Source organism: Enterobacter sp. TCD1-1, assembly GCF_020567405.1.
Classification (GTDB): Bacteria; Pseudomonadota; Gammaproteobacteria; order Enterobacterales; family Enterobacteriaceae; genus Enterobacter; species Enterobacter quasiroggenkampii.
The window spans coordinates 1,475,323-1,497,635 of sequence record NZ_JAJCXF010000001.1 but is presented as its reverse complement, the minus strand read 5'-3'; the positions used below and the strand labels follow the sequence as shown (position 1 = coordinate 1,497,635).

Genomic DNA, 22,313 nt, shown 5'->3' with positions numbered 1-22,313 from the left:
CAGCCGGATCTAAGTCGTTGTGAGAAAAACAAAACGCGTCACCATTAAAGACATCGCGGAGCTGGCGGGTGTGTCAAAAGCCACCGCCAGCCTGGTTCTGAACGGTCGCAGCAAAGAGCTTCGCGTGGCGGAAGAGACGCGCGAGCGCGTGCTGGCAATTGCAAAAGAGCACCACTATCAGCCCAGCATTCACGCCCGCTCGCTGCGCGATAACCGCAGCCACACCATTGGTCTGGTGGTCCCGGAGATCACCAACTACGGTTTTGCCGTCTTTTCTCACGAGCTGGAAACGCTGTGCCGCGAGGCGGGCGTTCAGCTGCTGATCTCCTGCAGCGATGAAAACCCGGGGCAGGAGACGGTGGTGGTGAACAACATGGTGGCGCGTCAGGTGGACGGGCTGATTGTGGCCTCCAGCATGCTCAACGACACGGACTACCATAAGCTGAGCGAGCAGCTGCCGGTGGTTCTGTTTGACCGCCACATCAACGACAGCGCGCTGCCGCTGGTGATCACCGATTCCATTACCCCGACGACCGAACTGGTGGCCGACATTGCGCGCCAGCATCCTGATGAGTTCTACTTTCTCGGCGGCCAGCCCCGGCTGTCGCCCACGCGCGACCGCCTGGAAGGCTTTAAGCAAGGGCTGCGTGAGGCCGGTGTGGCGCTGCGCCCCGAGTGGATCATTCATGGCAACTATCATCCGAGCTCCGGATACGAGATGTTTGCTGAACTCTGCGCCCGCCTGGGGCGTCCGCCGAAAGCGCTCTTCGCCGCCGCCTGCGGGCTGCTGGAAGGGGTGCTGCGCTATATGGGCCAACATAACCTGCTGCAGAGCGATATCAGGTTAGCCAGTTTTGACGATCACTATCTCTACGATTCGCTGACGATCCCGGTGGATACCATTCGTCAGGATAACCGCCAGCTGGCGTGGCACTGCTTTGATTTGATTAGCAAATTAATCGAGGGGGAGACGCCGCAGCCGTTGCAGCGCAAGCTCAATGCCACCCTGCAGCGACGCTATAAGTCAGCGAAATAGCCCGGTTCGATACATCAATAACTTTAATTAATTTAAGTTTTGGAATGGCCGATAACCATAAGGAATAATTCTCCTTGAGGTATTGGTTTATGTCGTTGAAAAAGTCGTCCCTGATTGTCCTGTTCTCGCTGCTTTTCTTCTTTGTTGTCAGCACCGTCACCAGCGTTGGCCTCATCATTAAAAGTAATAATTCGCTGGATAACGTCAACAAAGAGATCCAGGTTGTGCTGTCCATTATTGACCCTATTAACCACAGCCGTACGCTGCGCGTGCGGGTGATGGAGTATGTGAAGATGGTGGAAGCGGGCAACGCGGCGGACGGCGCTGCAAAGCTTACCGCCGTGAAAGAGGCGCTGACCAAAGCGGATCACGCCTTTGCGGCCTTTATGGCGTCGCCGCGCCTGAGCGATGAAGCGCCGCTGGTCACTGCCTATCAGGACGCCTGGCAAAACTACCGCAACCAGGGGCTGGCGCCGCTGATCGACGCCGCCGAGGCGCACGATGTTGCCAAATTCAACGCGCTGATCCCGGAAGTCTCCCGCCTCGACCGCCAGTACGAGATCGTTCTCGACCAGGTGCTTTCCGTCCACCAGAAATACGCCAAAAGCCTGAACGAAGATGCCAGCAGTAACTTCGTCTCTGGCCTGGCGATCATTGCCGCTATCGCCAGCCTGTTTGTGGTGGTGATTGTCGCCGTCAGCCTGCTGATGAAGCGCTTTGTCTTTGCGCCAGTTAACCTGGCGCGCGAGCACTGCAGCCAGATTGCGGCAGGCAAGCTGGACATTCCGGTGCCGGTGAAGGGGAGTACAGGCAACGAAATCGACCATCTGATGGGCTCGATGGAGCAGATGCGTCAGGCGCTGCTGGCGACCATCGCCCAGGTGCGCGATGCGAGCCATACCGTAACGCATGCAGCCCAGGAGATTGCCTCCGGGAATATCGACCTGGCGTCACGCACCGAGCAGCAGGCTTCGGCGTTAACCCAGACGGCGGCCAGCATGGAAGAGCTGAGCGCGACGGTGGCGAACAATACCGATAATGTGTATCAGGCCGGGAAACTGGTGCAGGACGCGGTGAAAAATGCCCACACCGGTGAAGCGGTAACCCGTGAAGTCATCGACACGATGAATACCATTGCGGCGAACTCGAAGCGCATTGAAGACATCACCAGCGTGATTAACAGCATCGCCTTCCAGACCAACATCCTGGCGCTGAACGCGGCGGTTGAAGCGGCGCGCGCCGGTACGCAGGGACGCGGCTTTGCGGTCGTAGCCAGCGAAGTGCGCACCCTGGCGCAGAAAAGCGCGGTGGCGGCGAAAGATATCGAAAGCCTGATCGCGCAGTCGGTTTCCAGCGTGAAAAACGGTGCGGAGCTGGTCAGCCGCTCGGGCGAGGTGATTGATTCGATCATTTCGTCGGTGAATAAAGTGAATACGCTGATGGAGCAGATCTCCGTCGCCTCTGAAGAGCAGAGCCGCGGGATCAGCCAGGTTGGGCAGGCGGTGACCGAGATGGACGGCGTGACCCAGCAGAACGCCGCGCTGGTGCAGCAGTCCGCGGCGGCAGCGGCTTCGCTGGAAGAGCAGGCGCAGCAGCTTTCACGGAGTATTTCGAGTTTTAGTTTGCCGGTGCAGGCTTGATTTTATGAGGGGAGGCTCCGCAAGGAGCCTTTTATATTACTGTCATACATAAAGTCTTGCCTGCTTACTCTTTGAGTTTGTTTCAGTACCACTTATTGTATTTCACATATATAACAGAAATAACAATCACCCAAACGACGCTGAGTAAAGCAGCATGCCCCGGTATAAACCGTACAAATAGATATATTCCAATTACGATAAGCAACGCAGGAATCAGGTAAAAAAACGACTTCAAAAGCCATAAAATTGCTTGCTTCATTTCCGCAGTATCTCGTACAAGGCGTCGCCTATCACTTGCTCATTATTATCCCCAGAGTTTACCTGGTAAATGATTTCAGACATTTGCGGTTCGATTAAGAAGTATAACATCTCGATATTTTCTTTATAAAGTGCCTGGTAGTACTGCGGATCCTGAAATTTGAGGCGATTAGCTGCAGATGCTGCTACCTGAGCCTTTGAGTAAAGCGTTGCACCATTAACGAACCAAGTCGAGAATGAGTTCACAAGCCTGATATGATTTTGCTTAAAATCTTTGCTGTTGATGATCAGGTTCGCAAGAGTAAAGGAGAGGGCTAGCTTGCTGGCTTTCGCCGATGCATGCTCGGCAGCTTTACCCAACAAGTTATGGATATTCGTAATCAGGTCTTTGCTCTTTTGTTCGCCCAGCCTATTGAGAGTTTTCCTAAAATAGATTTCAACCATGTCTAAAGTGACATCTTTTCGGTTGTAAATTTCACCTAAGGCAAGGACTAAGCGTTTGTCTTCACGCCAGGTATCACGGCATGCGTTACGATAATACTCGTCTGGCATCAAACATGCACCGTAGCTAACCAGGCGCTGCGTTCCCTGTTTCACCTTTTCCAGAGTTGCCATATGGTCTTCATGCATGTCTCGAAGCGAGTTTGTTAGTGCAATAGCTAACTGTTTATTCGACTGCATTTTCAGTTGCAAATAGTTTTGTGCCATTTTATATAACCTTGCAGTATCATTACCTTATTATCATTGATCATGTTTGATAGAGGGGCAACATCGAAAATGGCAAAGCGCAAGAGTGCTCTGGTTTATGTCCTGACCGTCATTATTTTTTTGCTTATTATCCCTGAGATCATTCTGCGTGTTTGCACGTCCGAGCAACTTGGCCGTCTCAGCGACTTCACCAGTTTAGGTGGCTTGTTAAATCCATTATTATCCTTGCTCATCTTCCTGGCACTGTTTTCAATCATACTGGCCGTCATTGCTATCGCATTGGTTAAGCGACTTCTTCGTACGCGATGATTTGCCTGCAAGTGACTCATAGCATCCGTCAGCCGTTACCGCTATGAGTCCAAATTCTGCAGCACAAAAAAATTTTATTCACCCCAGCAATATTTCACTCCCTCATCCGTCTACCTCATCACAAGCCATAATCAGTTACTGCAAACGAGGTAAACACCATGAGAGATTTTGAAATGCACGGCAGAGGTCACGGGCGCGGATTTGGTCGCCACCGTATGGGCAAGGGCTTAGTCATCGGCGCGGTGATTTTCATCGTGCTCGGCCTGCTGGTGATGTCCCTGTGGAACGCCTTGCTTCCGGCGATCCTGGGCGTGAAGGCCATCGGATTCTGGCAGGCGCTGGGCATTCTGGTGCTGAGTCGCATTCTGTTTGGCGGCTTAGGTTTCCGCCCCGGAATGTTTGGCGCGCACCGCCGCATGCACGAGCGCTGGATGAATATGACGCCCGAACAGCGCGAAGCGTTTATTCAGCAGCGCCGTGAAGGCTTCGGTCGCCACGGTCGCGGCCACTGCGGCTGGCATGGCCATCGTGACGATAAGCGCGATGAAGCCACGCCAAAAGCGCCGGAAGCAGAGTGAGCGAGATGAAAGCCGGGGAGGCGGGCGGATCCATGCTGATGTCGGCGCTCAATGCCTGCCGCGCCCGGCTGAAAGCCTTCATTCGCGGACGGACGTCCGTTCGCGATGATGCCGACGACATTTTGCAGGAAGTGACGTATCAGTTGATGAAAGTGGAGCAGCCGGTCGAAAACGTCGCCGCCTGGCTGTTCCGCGCGGCGCGTAACGAAATGACCGACCGGGCGCGTAAAAAGCGCGAGGTGTCGCTCTCCGGCTATTTTACGGGCGAAGATGACGACGGTTATCCGGAAGACGAGCTGGCCGAAACCCTGTTCGGCGTACCGCACACGCCGGAGGAGGAGTACCTCAAGACGCTGCTGTGGGAAGAACTGGGGCAGGCGCTGTCTGAACTTCCACAGCCGCAGCGGGAGGCGTTTGAAAAGACCGAGCTCCACGGCTACAGCATTAAGATGCTGGCAGAGGAGACCGGCGCCAGCGAACAGGCGCTGTTATCCCGCAAGCACAAGGCGGTGCTGTTTCTACGCACGCGGCTACGGGACGTCTATGACGCGCTGACGGGCGAATAGCGGCGGCAGACAAAACCTTACACTTCCGGCACTTGTAGATTCATCACTATCGTTTATGATCGGGGCGTCTTGTCACGCTGGAATGTTATGCGCAACCGTCAGCTCCTCGGAAAATGGCTTTTGATTATCACCTGTCTCGCGATGGCGCTTTGCCTCGTGCAGCGTGCGGTGATGCTCAACCATTTTTTACAGGGACTGGATCCGCAGATTTCGCTGAGTGCAGATGCCCCGACTCAAACCAGCAACACTGAACAACCCGGCCCGTCGCCGTGTCAGCTCGGCGCGCACTCGCTTCTCTGCGCGCAGCCGCTGTTCTTCGACGGTGCGTTACCGGCCATTATTATCTTCTTCGCGCTGCTGCAGCTGTTGACGCAAGGGCGGGCATTGGCTCCGGCGGAACAGCCCGTTCAGGCGCCGCCTCCCCGAATACACCTTAAAAACTGCGTTTTCCGTGAATGAAAAACATCGTCCTCACACGATAATTTTTTACTGTTCACGGAGTACAACATGGTTAACCTCTTCAGGGGATTCGTCTTCCTGTGGCTGTCCTGCATCGGCATTGTCCATGCGGCAGACACCGGCTGGCTGGTCTCCCCACAAAACGATCACGCCCGCATCCGCTTTCAGGCGGAGAGGGAACAAACGCATGTTAAAGGCCTGCTCACCGTTGAGCTAAAGCCCGGCTGGAAAACCTACTGGCGATCGCCGGGCGAGGGCGGCGTGGCGCCGAAAATCAGCTGGCCGGAAGGCGTAACGGACAGCTGGTCCTGGCCGGTGCCGTCGCGCTTCGATATCTCCGGCATGACCACGCAGGGCTATCACGATAAGGTGACGATCCCGATTACGCTCGACGGAGCGAAGGGCGACACGCTCGACGGGACGCTGACGCTCTCTACGTGCAGCAACGTCTGCCTGCTGACGGACTACCCGCTGCACCTCGATTTTACCCAGCCGGTGGATGAGGGCTTCCGCAGCGCCTTCGGGCAAGCGATGCGCGCCGTGCCGGGTTCATCAGGCGTGTCGTCTGATCTTTCCGCCTGGCTCTCTTGCGACAAGCTGGTGATTACCGGCACGACGGACGGGAAGTGGGACAATCCGGGGATCTACTTTGACCCGCTGGAGGGTGACATTCTGCCCGGCGAGCCGGTCATTAAACATGACGGCACTGCGCTTCGGGTGACGGTACCCGTGACCGACGAATGGGGTGATAAACCCGCCTCATTGGCAGGCAAAAGACTGTCGTTTGTGCTGACCAACGGCGATCGGGCGCAGCAAACCACCATGACCGTTGGGGCAACGCCCGAAGAGACCTCCGTGCCGGACGGGACGGGAAAAATGGTGCTCTTTGCGCTGCTGGGCGGGCTGATCCTGAACCTGATGCCCTGCGTGCTGCCGGTGATGGGCATGAAGCTTAACAGCATCTTGCTGGCGGGATCGAACAGCCGCGCCATCAGGCTGCGCTTTCTGGCCACCAGCGCCGGGATCCTCACCTCCTTTATGCTGCTGGCCGGGATGGTCACTGCGCTGAAGCTGGCCGGAGCGTCGCTGGGGTGGGGCATTCAGTTCCAGAACCCGTGGTTTATCGGCCTGATGGTCGCCGTGACCTTCCTGTTTGCGCTGAACCTGTTTGGGACGTTTGAAATGCTGCTGCCTTCTTCTGCCGCAGGACGGCTGGCGACGGCAGGGGGATCGGGGATCGGAGGCAGCTTCTGCGAAGGGATGTTCGCCACGCTGCTGGCGACGCCGTGCTCCGCACCGTTCCTCGGTACCGCGGTCGCCTTTGCCCTTGGCGCGCCGCTGCACGCCCTGTGGCTGATCTTCCTGATGCTCGGCGTGGGCATGAGTCTGCCGTGGCTGTTCGTTGCCCTGGTACCGAAAACGGCCATGCTGCTGCCGAAACCCGGCCGCTGGATGAACACGCTCAGGGTCATCCTCGGCATGATGATGCTGGCCTCCAGCCTCTGGCTGGCAACGCTGTTGAGCGCGCATCTGGGCGAGGTGTTCAGCCAGATCGTGATGCTGGCGTTGACTGCCGCTGCGCTGGTGCTGTTCGCGCTGAAGGGGCAAAAATCTTCGCTCTTGTTCTGGCTGGTGGTCATCGCGCTGTCGGCGTTCGGCGGGTATCAGCTGCGCGGTCTGCTTAACGCGCCGTCTGACGCTCCGGCACAAAGCGTTGCGCAGACTATCCCGTGGCAGCCGCTCAGCGAAGAGGCTATCGAGAACGCGCTGGCGCAGGGGAAACGGGTGTTTGTGGATATCTCCGCGGACTGGTGCGTGACGTGCAAAGTTAACGAGCACCGCGTACTCAGTCAGCCGGACGTGATTGCCGCGCTGCGCCAGCCGGACGTGGTGGCCCTGCGCGGGGACTGGAGCCAGCCGTCCGCGTTTATCGCGGATTTTCTGGCGAAGCGAAACCGCTACGCCATTCCGTTTAACGCGGTGTATGGCCCCGGCCTGCCTGATGGCGAAATCCTCTCGCCGCTGCTGGACAAGCGCACCCTGGTCACCACCCTGAACAACGCAAAAGGCTAACTGTGTCATGAAAAAATTCCTTATTACGCTGCTGCTCCTGCTGGCCCCGATTCAGGTGTTTGCTGCCCAGCCGCTGACGCCGGACCAGGAGCAGCGCGCGCAGAAGATGATCGCTGATTTCCTGTTTAACGATCCAAACTCCCCGCGCATCGGCGCGAAAAACCCAAAGCTCACCCTGGTGGTGTTTACCGACTACAACTGCCCGTACTGTAAAAAATTCGATCCGTACCTGGAGAAGATTGTCGAAAAACATCCGGACGTGGCGGTGGTCTTTAAGTTTTTACCTTTCCGCTCGGAAAGTTCGCTGACCGCCGCACGAGACGCGTTAACCTTCTGGCGTGCGCATCCTGAGCAGTTTATGAAGCTGAACCACACCCTGATGGCGAAAAAGGGGTACCACGATGACGCCAGCATTCAGGAGGCGCAAAAGCGGGCGGGCGTGAGCGTGACGACGCCGGACGAGGAGAGTTTTCTGACGATCAGGCGCAGCCTCATTGTGGCGGAAAAAATGGGGATCCAGGGCACGCCCGCCACGCTTATCGGCGAGGGGCTGCTTCCCGGCTGGGTGCCGTTCGAACAATTCGACGAAATGGTCAGTGACGCACTGAAAAGCCGCTAACCTGAAGGGGGCGAAATGCCCCCGACAAACCGGAGAGGGAAATGAAAAAATTACTGTTACTTTCGGCGCTGGCGACGTCAGGGCTGGCACAGGCGGCTGAAGCCATACCGGATGTGGTGAAGCACTTCAGCGAGCAGCAGAACATCAAAATCATCAAGAAGCTGGATGCGCCGGGCGGCGCGCCAGCCTGGCTGGGGCAGTATCAGGATATGGGCGTGACGCTCTTTCTTACGCCGGACGGCAAGCACGTGATCTCAGGTTATCTTTATGATGACAAAGGGAAGAACCTCAGCGAGGGCTATTTCCAGAAAGAGATCTACGCCCCAATGGGACGCGAGATGTGGAAAAACCTCAACGCGGCGCATCCCCTGAAGGAAGGGGCGGATAGCGCCCCGCGTAAGGTCTTTGTCTTTGCCGATCCGTTCTGTCCGTACTGCAAGCAGTTCTGGTCCGAGGCGCAGCCGTGGGTGAAGGCCGGTAAGGTGCAGCTCAATACGCTGCTGGTGGCGTTCCTCAACCCCAACAGCGGACGCAACGCCGCCGCCATTCTGAATGCGAAAGATCCGGTTGCGGCCTGGCGCGAATACGAGCTCTCCGGCGGCAAAAAACTGCCCAAGCCTGAAGGCGAGGCTTCCCGCGAAACGGTTGAGATCCTACAGAAACATCAGGCGCTGATGGACAGCCTCGGCGCTAACGCCACGCCGGCCATTTACTATCTGAATGCGGAAAATGAGCTGCAGCAGGTGGTGGGTATGCCGGATGCGCAGCAGCTCGAGGCGATGTTCGGGCCGAAGCCGTAAAAAAACAGGCAGAAACGGGCGTTTCTGCCTGACCGTTACTTAGCTACCCCAGCGTCCCCGGAGGTAGTTTACCGCCTGCTGGGTCTGCGGCTGGTTCAGGTAATCTTCCCGGAACAGGATGGTGCCGTTGACGTTGGGCAGCGAATCGTTGAGATCGAGCTGCTTTTTCAACTCCGGCACGCCGCCCTGAACCGTCCAGTCCGGCTCGTTTCTCGACGGTTCGCCCACCTTGTAGAACGCAATGCCGATATACAGGCGCGTGTGGGTCGGCTTCACGACGTCGGCCCACCATCTGGTCAGCACGTCGTAGCGCGCGGCATCACGCGCGAAGGGCCAGTAAATCTGCGGCGCGATGTAGTCCAGCAGGCCCTGCTGCACCCACTGGCGCGTATCGGCGAAGGATTCATCATAGGCCGCGGCGCCCCGTGTGTCGGAGCCTGCCGGGTCAAAGGAGTGGTTACGCCATACCCCCGCCGGGCTGACGCCAAACTCAACGTCGGGCTTTGTCTGCTTGATCGCGCGGGAGACCTGGACGATCAGCTGCTGCGTGTTGTGCCTTCGCCAGTCGGCTTTTGAGGCAAATCCCTGGCCGTACTGCCGCCAGGTCTGCGAATCATTCAGCGCGGAGCCCGGCGATTCGGCATAGAAGTAATCATCAAACTGCACGCCGTCTACCGGGTAGTTCGCCACCACTTCGGTCACCACTTTGGTTATCCAGTCCCGCACCTCGGGAATGCCCGGGTCGAGCACAAAGCGGTCGCCTGAGATGCGGACCCATTCCGGATGCTGAACATAGACGCTGGACGGGGTCTGATAGGCGGTCCGGTTCAGGGCGGCGATGGTGGACGGTTTGGTGTTGGTCGACACGCGATAGGGGTTGAACCAGGCATGGACCTTCATGCCGCGCTTGTGCGCTTCATCAAGCATAAACTGCAGCGGATCGTATCCCGGATATTCCCCGATGTTGCCCGTCAGCATATCCGACCACGGGAGAATCTTTGATGACCAGAGGGCGGTGCTGTCCGGCTTCACCTGGAAAAAGACCGTGTTGATGCCGAGTTGCTTAAGGTTGTCGAGCTTTGCGATCAGCGCTTGCTTTTGCATCGCGATGCGCTGGTCCGCGCTGCGGCCATTCACCGAGGCCACCGGGGGCCAGTCGAGACGCGAGACGGTCGCCAGCCAGATGCCGCGCATCGGCTGGTTTGCCTGCGGCGTCGGTTTGCTGACGGTGGGGAGAGGGGTAACCAGCGATTTCGGTGGTTTTGAGGAGCAGCTCACAAGTAAAAGCGCGCAGGCAGCCAGCGCACCGATCCGTTTTACGTGTCGCGTCATTTGCGTATTAGCTCTTGATAATCCGACTGTTGGCCCAGGGATTAAAGGCGGGCGCCGCCTGCGCTGTATTTCCCTCATCGTTGAGAGAGTCCAGATACAGGGCTTCCACTTCCGCGCGCGCCCATGGGGTGCGGCGCAGAAATTTCAGGCTCGATTTAACGCTGGGGTCTTTTCTGAAACAGTTAATTTTGATGCGGTCGCCCAACTCGCTCCAGCCATATTTCGCCACCAGGGCGTTGACCATCATCTCCAGCGTTACGCCATGCAAAGGATCTTTGGAAATATGTGCAGTCATAGGCGTCCGGATGTCTCGATTTTTAGGGGATTGGGGTAAACGCTGAAAGGGTACAAGAAAGCAGGGGAAGCGGCAATTTTCCTTTTCCCCTCGCTCACTTTATGACGGACTCCGTGCGCTGATTTTCGCCGACAATTTTTCCCGCACTGTTTTTTATCGTAAACCGAATCGACACGTCATCCTGGCCCGCGGGCGTGGCCGTCAGCGTTTTAATCATCGTTCCCGAGTCTGCTGCGATCGTCATCGTCGTCGTGCCTTTTGCCAGCACCTTATCGCGCTGGGTGATGCGCCAGGTCAGACGGCATTCGCGGCACGGTTTCCAGGTGTCGTTAATGACCCACAGACGCACGGTCGCCGCCGCCCCGGATTGCCACTGCGCGGTGACCGGTTCAATGGATGGCAGAACAGGCTGGTACGCACGTTGTAGCGCGTAAAACCCGGCCTTAGGTTTACGCAGGTAGTCCACCACGCCCCAGTTGATGGAGGGCCAGGTTTCCACGAACATGAAGTGGAACAGGGCCGTCACCGGCTGGTAGCGCTGTCGGCGATAGCTTTCTGCCGCCGTGGCCACCAGCTGAGACTGGTACGCCTGAGTATTGCGAATCATCGCCTGAATGTTCTTCCCGCGCGGAATACCGGCAAACTTAAAGGTCTGGAAGGGCTGAAAATTATGGTATTTCCAGACGGTCCAGCCGGGATCGTCAGCGGCGGTCGTTTTTGGCCAGAGCGAGGCCGCCGGGATGATGGTTTTTAGTGTCGATAAGCGGGGAAGCGCCTGCGCGCCGAACTCGGTAATGATCCCCGTTTTAGCCGGTGCAAGCAGGTCGCGCACGGTGCCGAAGTACCAGCCCGCCCAGTAATGCTCTTCAACGGCGGAAAAGCGATGCACGATGCGCGAAGTATCTTCGGCAAGCGTATCCGCTACCTGCTGCGTGAGATCGCGATTCAGATCTTTATTCCAGTCCGGGAAGCGTTTTTCCATCCACGGCGAGTTCCACGGCGGTTCGTTATGCCCGCCCCAGACGATGATGGCGGGCGAATTGCCAAACTGTTTGATCATCTCCCGCGTCTGGCGAACCGCATTTTTCGTAAAGGCGTCACGGCTGTCGTAGCCCCACTGCAGCGGGACGTCCTGCCAGATCATCATCCCCATCTCATCGGCCACGTCATACAATGCACGTCCGGCAACGTGTCCGTGCACGCGTATGGCGTTGGCGTTCATGGCCTCCACCAGACGAAGATCGCGACGGTATTTTTCTCGCGTCATGGTGCTGAGCCACGGGGAACCGATGTAATTACTGCCCTTAATGAAAAGGCGTTTGTCGTTAATGAGCCAGCCCTTATTGTCGGGCTGCTCGACGATCTTACGCAGCCCGGTGCGGGTGACCGCCGTATCCATCAGGCCGTTTTCATCGCGTAATGCCACGCGAATGGTATACAGGTGCGGTTTCCCCGTGCCGACGGGCCACCACAGTTTTGCCTTCGGCATGGGCAGCGTCACCTGCACGGAATGGGCGCCGCTTTCGAGGGTAACCGGAAAGTCAGCCTGATAGCGCTTGCCGCTGAAATTGGCGGGCGTGGCGGTGAGCCGTACGGTCGCCGGGCCCGGATCGAGCGCGCGATAGCGAATCTCCGCCTTTAACGCCGGGCGAGTCAGCCCCTGCGTCCAGTCGGGCCGCAGGATGGTCTCATCAAGGGTAGCGCCCCGGCTAAGATGCAGCCTGACCGGTGCCCAGATGCCGCCTGAGTTAGCATCCTGTCCTTGCGGCGACCAGGCCCCACCGGGACGCGTGTCATGCTGGTTAAGGATCCCCTTCATGAGCGTTTTATGCAGCGGCCAGACCTTAGTGGGATCTTCGTAAGGGCTGTCGACCCTGACCACGAGCTGGTTGTGACGTTGTAACGCTGAGCGGGCATCCAGCGAAAAGCGCTGAAAATAGCCCTCATGCTTGCCCAGCGGCTTGCCGTTCAGCGCCACCTCTGCAAGATAATCGACGCCGTCAAACACCAGAGTACTCATTACGTCGGGGGGCTGCACGGGCAGGGAAAACGCGTGCTTATACCACAGCGCGCCCTGGTGATCGTATCCGGCGCTGTACCAGTTGGCAGGAACCTGAAGCGGGCGCCAGCCTGATGCGGCAGGATGTGCGCTGTCATTGGCATCCTGAACCTGCCATTCTCCTGCCAGTGACCAGCTGACCGGCACGGAGTTCGCCACCGTGTGGGTGGTCAACAGGGCAAAGAGCAGCGCACAGTTGCGAGTCATCATGCGTTTACCCCGCGTGCGGTGAGCCACGCCATCAGGCGCAGCGATTCCTGGCGAAGGTTGTCATTCAGGGCCGCAAGCTGTTGCCCATCCAGCGCATGCGCGTCGCTTTCCAGCACCTGAAGCTGCTGTGCGAGCGTGCTGAAGTCCAGGGTGACGGCCTCTCCGCGCAGCTTGTGGGCCGCGCGGCGCAGCGCCTCGCGGTCGTTGCTGTCGATCGCCTGGGTAATGGTTTTGATTGCTTCATTTAGCCCTTCGCCAAAAAGGGCGAGCAGCTCCTGCACCAGGGCGGGATCGTCAGCGCACTGCTTCAGCAGGCGTGCTTCATCCGGAAAGTCGGAGAAATCCTCATGGCGCTGGAGCACGCGAGTAATCTCTTCAGCGAGACGCTCCTGGCTGATGGGTTTGGCAATGTAGCCGTCGAAACCCATGTTAAGACAGCGCTCTTTGTCCCCCTGCATGGCGTGTGCGGTCATGGCGACGGTGGGCTGAGCCGTGCCGGGCCGGGACCGTTCTTCTTCACGCAGCAGGCGAATGGCGGTTTCACCGTCCATCTCTGGCATCTGAAGGTCGATCAGCAAAACGTCCCACGCATCCTCGCGCCAGCGTTCCAGCAGCGCGACGCCATTATCGACGATCTGACAGGTGTGTCCGAGCCGCTCGAGCAGGCGCGCGGCGACCTTCTGGTTGACCAGATTATCTTCAGCCAGCAGGATCCGCAGTCCCGTAGCCCCTGGCGAGGCGACAGGCGCGGGGGGGCTTTCACCCACGGGCGCCGGCGAACGTTCAAACGCGGCGGCAATCGCCTGATGTAATTCATCCTGGGCGATAGGCTTATGCAGATAGGTCTTGATCCCGATCCGCTTCAGCATATTGATATCAAAATGTCGGCTCATGGAGCTCAGCATAATGATATGGCTCTCAGCAACCTGCGGCAGAACTGAAAGCTCAAGGGCCAGCGACACGCCGTCCATATCCGGCATCTGAGCGTCCAGCAGGATCAGCGGCCAAGCCGTTCCCGTTTTAACCCGATTGATGGCCTCGCTGGCGTTGTTAACACAAGTGGGTTTCAGCCCCATCTGGCTGAGCATCGCTGCCAGCAGCCGCAGGTTGGTCGCGTTATCATCAACCACCAGCACGGGTTCCCCGTTAAAGCGCTGGCTATGTGGGCGCTCTCCGGGCGCAAGGGTCTGCGCCGCCAGCGGCAGCGAGAACGAAAATTCGCTGCCTTTTCCCGGCTCGCTGGAGACCGTTAATTCGCCCCCCATCGCCGCAACCAGTCTTGCCGAGATGGTTAGCCCGAGCCCCGTACCGCCATAGCGGCGGGTGGTTGAGTTGTCCGCCTGGCTGAAGGCTTCAAAAATAGCCTTCTGCTTATCTGCCGGTATGCCAATGCCGCTGTCGCGCACGCGAAAACGCCATCTGTCCGCGCTATCGTCTGGCTCAACAACCAGAATCACTTCTCCCTGATGGGTAAACTTCAGCGCGTTACCCAGCAAATTAGTCAGGATCTGGCGCAGACGCGCGCCGTCGACCAGCAGCACGTCGGGGACGTCGGGCGCAATATCAACCAGCAGCTCAATGCCTTTTTCGCTCGCCCCCGGCATGTGCGGGCGAATAAGCGACTGAATAAAGGGGCGGACAGGCACGGGGTCCGCCTCCAGCTCCACTTTGCCGGCTTCAATTCGGGAAAAATCGAGAATGTCGTTGATGATATGCAGCAGAGACTGGGCAGAGCTCATCACCAGGGTCAGATAATCGCGCTGATCGGCACTGAGAGACGTATCCAGGCACAGCTGGGTCATGCCAATAATGCCGTTCATCGGGGTGCGAATTTCATGGCTCATATTCGCCAGGAACGCGCTTTTTGCCTCATTGGCTTTTTGTGCCTCAATGGCCGAGGCGAACGCCTGAATTTCAGCCTCTTTGCGCCGCGTAATATCCTGCAGCGTGCCAATCACGCGCTCGGCGTTTCCCTCAATGGAGAGGGTGACCACCTGGCCGGAGAGCAGCATCCAGCGCAGTCCTTCGGTAGGGTGATGCACGCGAATTTCACATTCAAAGACCGGACGGTGATCCTGCTTCGAAGCGTGCAGCGCCTTGCGTAGCGCTGCGCGATCGTCCTCGTGGACCTGATTGAGGAGAAAACGTACCGGATATCGCCACTGTGTGCGCGACTGGCCCAGCATGGCAAGCAGGGTGTCATTCACCTGGAGCGTGTCGCCAGAAACCTGCCAGTCCCAGATCCCGATATGGATGGATTCCGCCGTCAGCAGAAAGTCGTCATGCAGCTGATGGCGCGCGCGCTGCGCTTCATCCAGCTCCGTGATATCGCTGTGCAGGCTGACAATGCCGCCGTCCGCAAGCCGCTGGTGCTGGACGAAGATCCGCCGCTGGCCCGCCTGCCGCACTTCGCAATGTTTATCCTGCCGACAGTTGCGCACGATCGACTCGCGCAGCGTCTGGCGCAGGCCGGGGTCGACGTTGTAAACGGCATCGATAAAGCGTTCCGCCAGCGCCTCAAGTGTCGTCCCCACCTTCAGCCACGGGGTTATGACCGGATAAAACAGGGCCACGTTGTGATTCCAGGCCTGAAGGCGTTCCTCGCGGTCATAAATCATGACGGCGGCCGGCAGTGCGTTAAGATCGTACGTGAACGAACTCATCGTGATCCTCCCTACGCGCGGTAGTGCAGTTCTGCCTGTCGGCGCAGGTATTCCAGCCCGGGCGCGATCGCCATGGCCCAGGCCGTCAGGATCTCATCGTCGCACTGCGGATCGCGCTCGCTCACCGCGTTCAACATCGCTTCGCGCCACAGGGCAAAGAATCGCGGGGGGAGGTGGAGGCCGTCGTCGCTTTGCTCCCGCGCCAGGCGCTCGAGAAAATCAGGCACGATTAACGCGCCGTCTACCGCAAGCATGGCGAAGAAACTTTTAAACAGGGTCTGCTGACCTTCACGATCCGGAAGACGAGAAAAATGCGCTTCCGTTTCGGGTGACATATGGACGAAGGCGTCATAGAACGTCTGAAAAAACGCGGTTTTTTCATTATTCGGAAAGACGCGGTTCAGGCTGGATTCAAACAGATCGCGATAAAACTTCACGGCGTCCTCCTTATGGTGCTTTCGCCCGGCAGACAGTGGCCGACAGGCGTGTATTCCTCTGCCAGACGGCGTGAAAAATAGCTCTCTTTCTTCGACCGACGCACATCAAACAGCGGCCCGGCGTTGTGTTTAAAGAAAAGGGCTTCCAGAACCGTGGCATTGGTTGAGAGGGTTAAGGCAGCGTTGGTATCGCCCGTGGCTTCCTGACGGCCTTCGTACCAGCCTTTCTGCGGATCGTTAAGGTGTTTTGTGACCGTCATCAGCACGTCGGTGTACGGAGTGTCCCAAAGAGCCCACAGGGCAAAAACCGCCTTGGTCGATACCTGTGCGAAACGGGTGTAGTCCCGGCCATCGTCGCCGACAGAGTTCCAGGCATAGCCATTTCCCCAGACCGTATCCTGGATATGCCAGGGTGCCTGAGAGAGCGAGAAATCTGCCCTGGCCGTCAGGATTTTATCGGTCTCCCAGCGGCTCTTCTGGCTCAGCCAGACGTTTTCGGCCTGCTTGCGCAGGTACTTTTGCCGATCGGCCGCAACGCCTTCGGGCTCCCAGCCAAACTCCAGGCCCGGCAGCATATAGGGAAGGGTGGTAATCAGGGAGGGCTGCCACGTGGTGCGTGGATCCCTGGCATCAACGGCCAGACGCCGCTGGGCGATGATGACGTGGTGCGCCGGGGGCGTAAACGCTTTCTCCGGGGAAAACCCCCAAAGCTGAAACGCCGTTGCGGCATATTCGCTCTCGCCCAGGCGCAGCTCCTCGCGCACCACCGGCTGACCGTTTTGCAGGGAAGATGACCACAGTTCACCTTCGCCGTCGATGACCGGGCAGAAATTCCAGCGCAGGATGATTTTATCGAGGTATTCGCTGTACTGCGGTTCCCGTTCTGCGGTGAGGCGCAGGGCGAGCATCAGACGCGCCATATCGCGCGCAGACCAGCCGTTTTTGCTGGGCTTGCCGCTAAAATCGACGGGCGTCGCCGTCTGGCTGGAATAGAGTCGGCCCGGCGTCCGGGCATCGGTCAGCATCAGGCGGTTAAGGGTGCCCATGATACGGGTTAAGCGAGCGTCATACTCGGCATCATCAATTAGCCCCAGCTCTTTTGCCGCCAGCAGGGCGATAAGCGTATCGCCCATTTGCCAGAGCGTGACGCGAGGCTGTTTGTCGCTCCCGTTGACCAGGCCCGTTTGCGGCTGGGTATTATTGACGAAATAGCGCCAGGCGATCGCCGCCCACGTCTGCTCCTCCGGCGTCAGGGCGGCAATACGCGCGCTGGAGTGCCAGCCACCGTGGATGAGCCAGCGCCAGCCTGCGCCCTGATGGCCAAACAGGGCAAAGATGATCGCGCCTGCGAGGAGTAATCCCGCGAGCCCTCTGGCTAAGGTTTTAAGCATTGCGCAGTCACCGGAGGCAGTTTAACGGGCTCGTCCGCGCTGCATGACGCGCACTGACAGGCCTGACAGGCGGGTTTGGTACGCTGCGTGACGCCGGTCCGGTCGCACCAGCTTTTTACGGCCGGTGTGCTGGTCAGGAACGGGCGACTGCGCAGCGCGTTGTTCTCTTCAAACTGATCGAGCAGCTTTTGATCCCACAGCGACGGCGCAAAATCCTTGCTCTTCGGGTTGTCGGTGTTGAAGGCCAGCAGTTTTCCCTCTTTTTTGAACAACAGGGCCTCCAGCATGATGCCGTTATTGTTGGCGGTGAATTCTTTGATCGGGCCGTCACCGTTTTCATACAGCCCTTCGTAGTAGCCTTTTCCCTCTTCGTTGGCATTCTCAATGGTGTTGAGCAGGCGGTCGGTATAAGGGGAGTTCCACAGCACCCACATGCCCAGCGCCGCCTTCAGCGATATCGCGGCAGCGTTAGGGACGAACTGGCCCTTATCGGTAATCGTGTTCCAGTTGTATCCGTCGCTGAAGACGGTGTCATAGACGAAGTAAGGCGCCTTATCGAGCTGGTGCTCGGAGCGCGCGGTGAGGACGCCAGTAATGGTATAGCGGTTCTCCTGAGCCTGATAAACGCGGTCAGCAAAGTTTTTCATCCACGTCAGGGAGTAGTCGCGCGGGGCGTTATCCCGGTCGGTCGGTTTATCAAAGCCGAACTCCAGCCCGTAGAGCAGGTAGGATTCCGTCACCACGTAGTTATGCTGCGACGTGTTGCGCGGATCGCGCGTATCGTACGGGACCAGCACGCAGTAGATTTCGGCCAGCTCGTAAGGCTGCGGACGGCTGGCTTTACAGGTATTAAACCCCCACAGCTGGAAACCGGCCGCGCCGTACTCTTCATAGCCCAGCCGACCTTCCTGAACATATTTCGGCTGGCCGTTCTCCAGATAGGCCCCATACAGCGTGCCGCAGGGGTCGATCGCATGGCTGAAATCCCAGCCGAGCACCACGTTATCAATACTGTTGCCGTATTCCGGGTAACGTTCTTTGATGATTTTCAGCCAGACCAGCATTCGCCCGATATCCAGCGCCGAGAAGCCAATTTCGCCGGGCTTGTTGGTGTAGTCCACCTTCTGGCCGCTGATGGTGTTATAGGCCTTGTTGGGCAGCTCGTTGCGGAACAGTACCAGGGTGTTTAACGTGGCGAGAAACTTCAGCATCCGGCGGTCAAATTCCGCTTTATCAATGATCCCCAGCTCGCGCGCCGCCGTCAGGGCGGCCAGATAGGAGGCGCTGTCCCACATGGTGGTGGAGGGATATTTGTTGACCGCATTCACCAGGCCCGTCGTGGGCTGATAGTTGGAGACGAAATACTGCCAGGCGTTTTTCGCGATGGTCATCTCCCGGGCGGTCAGCTCGCCGCTGCGCGGGGAGTAACCTGATGCAGGCAGCTCGGTATCCGCACGCACGGTCGATAAGGCCAGCCAGCAGATCGTTATTCCCGTGAGCAGGTGGAAAAGGATCGGGGATCGTGGCTTCATGGCGTTGCTCCTGCTGAGGGGGAAGTGTAGAGGCAGGCCAGACAGAGCATCTGACCATGCGCGATGTAAGACAGACTTTCCAGCACAATGGCATTGGTATCGGCGTCCACGACGGCATTGACGCTGTTGTTGAGATTTAACCCGCGCTGCCAGCCTTTACCCGGCACCTGAAGGGCCAGAACCTGCTGGCGCAGCGCTTCGCTCCAGCTGTTGCGGAACAGGGCGTACCAGGCAAACGCGGTGCGGGTGGAGGTAATCGCCACTTTCTCTGGCACCTCGTCGCGCAGGTTGCGCGCCTGAACCGGCTGCCTGTCCGGCAGATCGTTGACGTAATCCGGCGCCGGTTCGGCATAATCCGTGCTGACCGGCGGTTTTGGGCTGCGCAGGCTATGGCGCCGCTGCTGGATCTGCATAATCCGCCACGCGATTTCAGCGCTCTGCGCATCAAAGCCCAGCTCAAGACCGGTTAACAGATAGGGGAGACTGATCAGGGAGGTTTGCTTGCCCCATGGCGTGCGTAGTCCCTCATCGGGCACCATCACGCCATCCAGATCGATCATCTTTTGCCCTTCAGGGGGGTTGGTCACCGCGAGGCCTGCCGCGCTGTCAATCAGGCGCAGCGTATGGCTGGCATAGAGACGGTAGCCAAAGCTGTCCCGCTGTTCGTCATCAGTCAGCGTCCAGTGATGGAGTGGAACGGCCGCCTGACTTTGAACGTTATTTTCAATCAGTGCGCCGGTGTTCCAGAGGCTAAACAGATCGTGGATAGCCGCCGCGTGCTGAGGATAACGCCACAGGAGGGTCTGAAGCGCCGTCAGCAGGCGGCTCAGCCCAATTGCCGAGGCGTCGGGTTTGCCGAGGATCTTCAGGGTGTCCGCATGGTAATACGCGGCAGGGAGGCCTTGCTTGTTGAGCGGTAACTGCCCCAGCGTGAACAGGGCCGTGCCGACCCTCTCGTCGAATTCATCGGCGGAAATAATATTGAGCTGCTCTGCGGCAGCGGTCGCAAACAGGTAGCTCCCTACGCTCCAGAGGCTCAGCCACGGCTCACCGTCGCTGGCGTTCGCCAGGCCGTTTGGCTGGGTATTATTCACGTAGTATTGCCAGGCGACCCGCGCCCAGATGGCTTCGTCATAGGTCAGCGCGCGTTTCGCCGGCAGCGGCGGGAAGTCTTTACTGAGCGCGATGCCGCCGCTGCTTTCCACGCGCGTGGGCATCTGTTTCTCCACCCAGACCACAATGGCAAAGCCGATCAGGAAGCCGAGCAAAATGGTGAGGTAGCTGCGCGCGGGCAGCAGGGCATCACGTATCCTCATTGGGTGACCTCATCCTCTTCAGCGGGCGTCCACATGGCCGCGAAAATCAGCGGCAGCATGGCGGCGATGTTCACCCCTCCCCAGAAAATATTGATGACGTAGCCGGAGGGGTCGTCCACCTGTCCACGCGCCACCTGGATACCGCCCCAGATAAGCCCTGCGAGGGTCAGTACCACGATGGCAATCTGCGGCTTCACCAGGTAGAGAAAACGGCCCGTCTGCCGCTCTTTTGGCGTGACGTGAAATTTAATCTGCTCGCCCCGCAGCACCGTATTGAGCGCGCGCAGGTTCATGGAAAAGAAGGAGAGGTAAGAGGCCCTGCCGTCCCAGGCCGAGATCCCCCAGGTACCAAACATAAAGGCCAGTTCAGAGAAAATAAAAAACGGGAGAAAATGCAGATAGAACGGCGTCGACCAGGCGGACACCGGCGGAATGCCGGTAAACAGATAGATAATAGGCGAAATCAAAAACACCGTGTTCCACACGCAGGCCATGTACGACCAGAAGGTGGTGGCATACATCAGCGTCTGGGGGAGGGAAAGCCTGAAGCGGCGACGGCTGAAGATGTTGTCATGAAACAAAATATCCAGCGAACCGGCGGCGTACTTAAAACGCTGGATCATCCAGGTCAGCATATCCTGCGGAGAGAGCATCTTCGACTCAACCCGCGGATGCATAACCGAGCGCCAGCGTCGTGCGGCGTCACCGTGCAGCAGCACCGAGGTGTAAATATCTTCCGAGACGTGGAATTTGTAGGGGGTGAGCTCGGTGTCAAACGCCACGTGCGGACGCATTGCATTCTGCAGCGCGTCCCGCGTTTCGTCATCGCGGATGTCGCGGGTATGTCGATGGATCTCCTCTTCAACGGACCAGACATAGCTTCTCAGCGCGGCCTGCATGACCGCCTCACGACGGTGAATGGACGCCGCACCGCAGCAGAAAGCCGCGTTCGCCCAGTTGCGCCGCCGCAGGATCACGTCATAGAACATGCGCGGATCGTTAAAAAACGGGTCGCGGCCTATCGTGACCGGGCCAACACACTTTTGAATCAGCCAGCCCAGACCGTAGCCCACTTTTCCGGCTTTTCGCTGGCCCCAGCGCGACAGGTTTTCTCCTTCCGGAAGGTCGAAGAACCACTGCGGCGTCTGCACCCAGGCCACGTCCGGGTCGCGGAAATAGCCGAGCGTATGGCTGAGCAGGGTGGGAAATACGCGGGTATCGGCGTCGCAGATAACAATAAAATCGCCGTCGGTTTGCTCAAGGCCGTTGCGCAGGTTGCCGGCCTTAAAGCCGATGTTGGTCTGGCGAGTAATATAGTTAACGCCTTCCTCTTCACAGACGGCTTTCATATCCGGGCGGCGGCCGTCATCAAGCACGTGGATGCGGTAGTCAATCGGGAACGGGTACGCCATCTTCAGGGCATCGCGAATGGATAGCCTGACCAGCTCGGTGTCTTCCGAGTAGGTGGCAATGAACAAATCCACTTTTACAGGACGAGGTTCTACGGCCTCCTCAGGCGACAGACATTCGTTAATTTCGCCGGGCGGCGGACTCTGAGGAGGATCCTGTTCTTTCCACAAATTGATGGTAAACAGCACGGTGCCAATCCACGCCAGGGTTTCGGCGAGGACCAGCGGAATGGCATACCATAATGCGTCAGTATTCAGGGAGGCGGTCCAGCGCCAGTAAATATAATTGGCACCCAGAATAAGCGCCGCGACCGCTAACACCTGCCAGGTCATCATTACCCAACGCGGTGTTGTTAACGGCTCCGGAGGACGACGATGTTCAAAACGGGAAAAATAAAAATCCATAGTTCCGGCGTTCCTGATTCCGTGAAAATGCAGACCCATTCTGCTGCGCAGACAGTTGCCCAAAAGCGAAAGAAAATAGCGATTAAACAAGATTTAAGATAAGTGTAGAACGCCGAATAAAAGTGTCCAGCGTCGTTTTTATTAATATGTAGCAGTGATTAATTTGGATTTAATTCTGCTTAATGTTTTTCATCTGCCGGTGATAAATTGCAGTTACT

At 58.0% G+C, this 22,313-nt stretch carries 19 protein-coding genes; 9 read left to right on the top strand and 10 right to left on the bottom strand.

The window, feature by feature from the left end; genetic code table 11:
• Positions 1-19: 19 nt before the first annotated feature.
• Both LJA86_RS07220 and LJA86_RS07215 read left to right on the top strand, forming a co-directional pair.
• The gene (locus tag LJA86_RS07220; protein WP_229225904.1) at positions 20-1,036 is read left to right on the top strand and encodes a LacI family DNA-binding transcriptional regulator; all 1,017 of its coding nucleotides are present in this window, start codon (positions 20-22) and stop codon (positions 1,034-1,036) included.
• Positions 1,037-1,125: 89 nt separating this feature from the next.
• A complete protein-coding gene (locus tag LJA86_RS07215) occupies positions 1,126-2,676 on the top strand; it encodes a methyl-accepting chemotaxis protein (protein ID WP_024909531.1) in 1,551 nt (516 codons plus the stop codon).
• A gap of 255 nt (positions 2,677-2,931) precedes the next feature.
• Here the strand turns inward: LJA86_RS07215 and LJA86_RS07210 are convergent, their stop codons facing one another.
• Positions 2,932-3,642, bottom strand: a complete 711-nt coding sequence (locus LJA86_RS07210; protein WP_045910606.1) for a hypothetical protein — start codon at positions 3,640-3,642, stop codon at positions 2,932-2,934.
• 69 nt (positions 3,643-3,711) lie between these two features.
• Here LJA86_RS07210 and LJA86_RS07205 point away from each other — a divergent pair, with 69 nt between their 5' ends.
• The 7 genes from LJA86_RS07205 (at position 3,712) to dsbG (ending at position 9,046) form a co-directional block, all read left to right on the top strand.
• Positions 3,712-3,951, top strand: a complete 240-nt coding sequence (locus tag LJA86_RS07205; RefSeq protein WP_229225903.1) for a hypothetical protein — start codon at positions 3,712-3,714, stop codon at positions 3,949-3,951.
• 158 nt (positions 3,952-4,109) lie between these two features.
• Positions 4,110-4,529: a hypothetical protein gene (locus LJA86_RS07200; protein ID WP_045910604.1), complete on the top strand. Its 420-nt coding sequence runs from the start codon at positions 4,110-4,112 to the stop codon at positions 4,527-4,529.
• Positions 4,530-4,534: 5 nt separating this feature from the next.
• A complete protein-coding gene (locus LJA86_RS07195) occupies positions 4,535-5,095 on the top strand; it encodes an RNA polymerase sigma factor (RefSeq protein WP_229226254.1) in 561 nt (186 codons plus the stop codon).
• Positions 5,096-5,182: 87 nt separating this feature from the next.
• Positions 5,183-5,554 (top strand): hypothetical protein, encoded by a 372-nt coding sequence (locus LJA86_RS07190; protein WP_167210770.1) that lies wholly within the window; start codon positions 5,183-5,185, stop codon positions 5,552-5,554.
• 48 nt (positions 5,555-5,602) lie between these two features.
• Positions 5,603-7,627, top strand: a complete 2,025-nt coding sequence (locus LJA86_RS07185) for a protein-disulfide reductase DsbD family protein (RefSeq protein ID WP_229225902.1) — start codon at positions 5,603-5,605, stop codon at positions 7,625-7,627.
• Positions 7,628-7,634: 7 nt separating this feature from the next.
• A complete protein-coding gene (locus LJA86_RS07180) occupies positions 7,635-8,246 on the top strand; it encodes a DsbA family protein (protein ID WP_229225901.1) in 612 nt (203 codons plus the stop codon).
• Positions 8,247-8,287: 41 nt separating this feature from the next.
• Entirely contained in the window at positions 8,288-9,046 is a 759-nt protein-coding gene (dsbG, locus tag LJA86_RS07175; protein WP_229225900.1) for a thiol:disulfide interchange protein DsbG, read from the top strand.
• A 39-nt stretch (positions 9,047-9,085) separates the two neighbouring features.
• On the opposite strand, the gene LJA86_RS07170 is transcribed toward dsbG, so the two are convergent.
• The 9 genes from LJA86_RS07170 to LJA86_RS07130 all read right to left on the bottom strand — a co-directional run bounded on the left by LJA86_RS07170 (position 9,086) and on the right by LJA86_RS07130 (position 22,095).
• Positions 9,086-10,378, bottom strand: a complete 1,293-nt coding sequence (locus LJA86_RS07170; RefSeq protein ID WP_229225899.1) for a glycoside hydrolase family 10 protein — start codon at positions 10,376-10,378, stop codon at positions 9,086-9,088.
• 7 nt (positions 10,379-10,385) lie between these two features.
• Positions 10,386-10,673 carry a VF530 family DNA-binding protein gene (locus LJA86_RS07165; protein ID WP_045415848.1) on the bottom strand — a complete coding sequence of 96 codons (288 nt, stop codon included), beginning with the start codon at positions 10,671-10,673 and terminating at the stop codon, positions 10,386-10,388.
• Positions 10,674-10,767: 94 nt separating this feature from the next.
• The gene (locus LJA86_RS07160; RefSeq protein WP_420707830.1) at positions 10,768-12,939 is read right to left on the bottom strand and encodes a glycosyl hydrolase 2 galactose-binding domain-containing protein; all 2,172 of its coding nucleotides are present in this window, start codon (positions 12,937-12,939) and stop codon (positions 10,768-10,770) included.
• Entirely contained in the window at positions 12,939-15,605 is a 2,667-nt protein-coding gene (locus LJA86_RS07155; RefSeq protein WP_229225897.1) for a hybrid sensor histidine kinase/response regulator, read from the bottom strand. The genes LJA86_RS07160 and LJA86_RS07155 overlap by 1 nt, the downstream gene beginning before the upstream one ends.
• 11 nt (positions 15,606-15,616) lie before the next feature.
• The gene (locus tag LJA86_RS07150; RefSeq protein ID WP_024909518.1) at positions 15,617-16,042 is read right to left on the bottom strand and encodes a globin; all 426 of its coding nucleotides are present in this window, start codon (positions 16,040-16,042) and stop codon (positions 15,617-15,619) included.
• On the bottom strand, positions 16,039-17,433 hold the full coding sequence (locus tag LJA86_RS07145) for a DUF3131 domain-containing protein (protein WP_229225896.1): 1,395 nt from the start codon (positions 17,431-17,433) through the stop codon (positions 16,039-16,041). Before LJA86_RS07145 ends, LJA86_RS07150 begins: the two co-directional genes overlap by 4 nt.
• Positions 17,418-18,965, bottom strand: a complete 1,548-nt coding sequence (locus LJA86_RS07140) for a DUF3131 domain-containing protein (protein ID WP_024909516.1) — start codon at positions 18,963-18,965, stop codon at positions 17,418-17,420. The genes LJA86_RS07145 and LJA86_RS07140 overlap by 16 nt, the downstream gene beginning before the upstream one ends.
• Positions 18,962-20,281 (bottom strand): DUF3131 domain-containing protein, encoded by a 1,320-nt coding sequence (locus LJA86_RS07135; protein WP_045910594.1) that lies wholly within the window; start codon positions 20,279-20,281, stop codon positions 18,962-18,964. The genes LJA86_RS07140 and LJA86_RS07135 overlap by 4 nt, the downstream gene beginning before the upstream one ends.
• On the bottom strand, positions 20,278-22,095 hold the full coding sequence (locus LJA86_RS07130) for a glycosyltransferase (protein ID WP_229225895.1): 1,818 nt from the start codon (positions 22,093-22,095) through the stop codon (positions 20,278-20,280). The genes LJA86_RS07135 and LJA86_RS07130 overlap by 4 nt, the downstream gene beginning before the upstream one ends.
• Between the last annotated feature and the right edge of the window lie 218 nt (positions 22,096-22,313).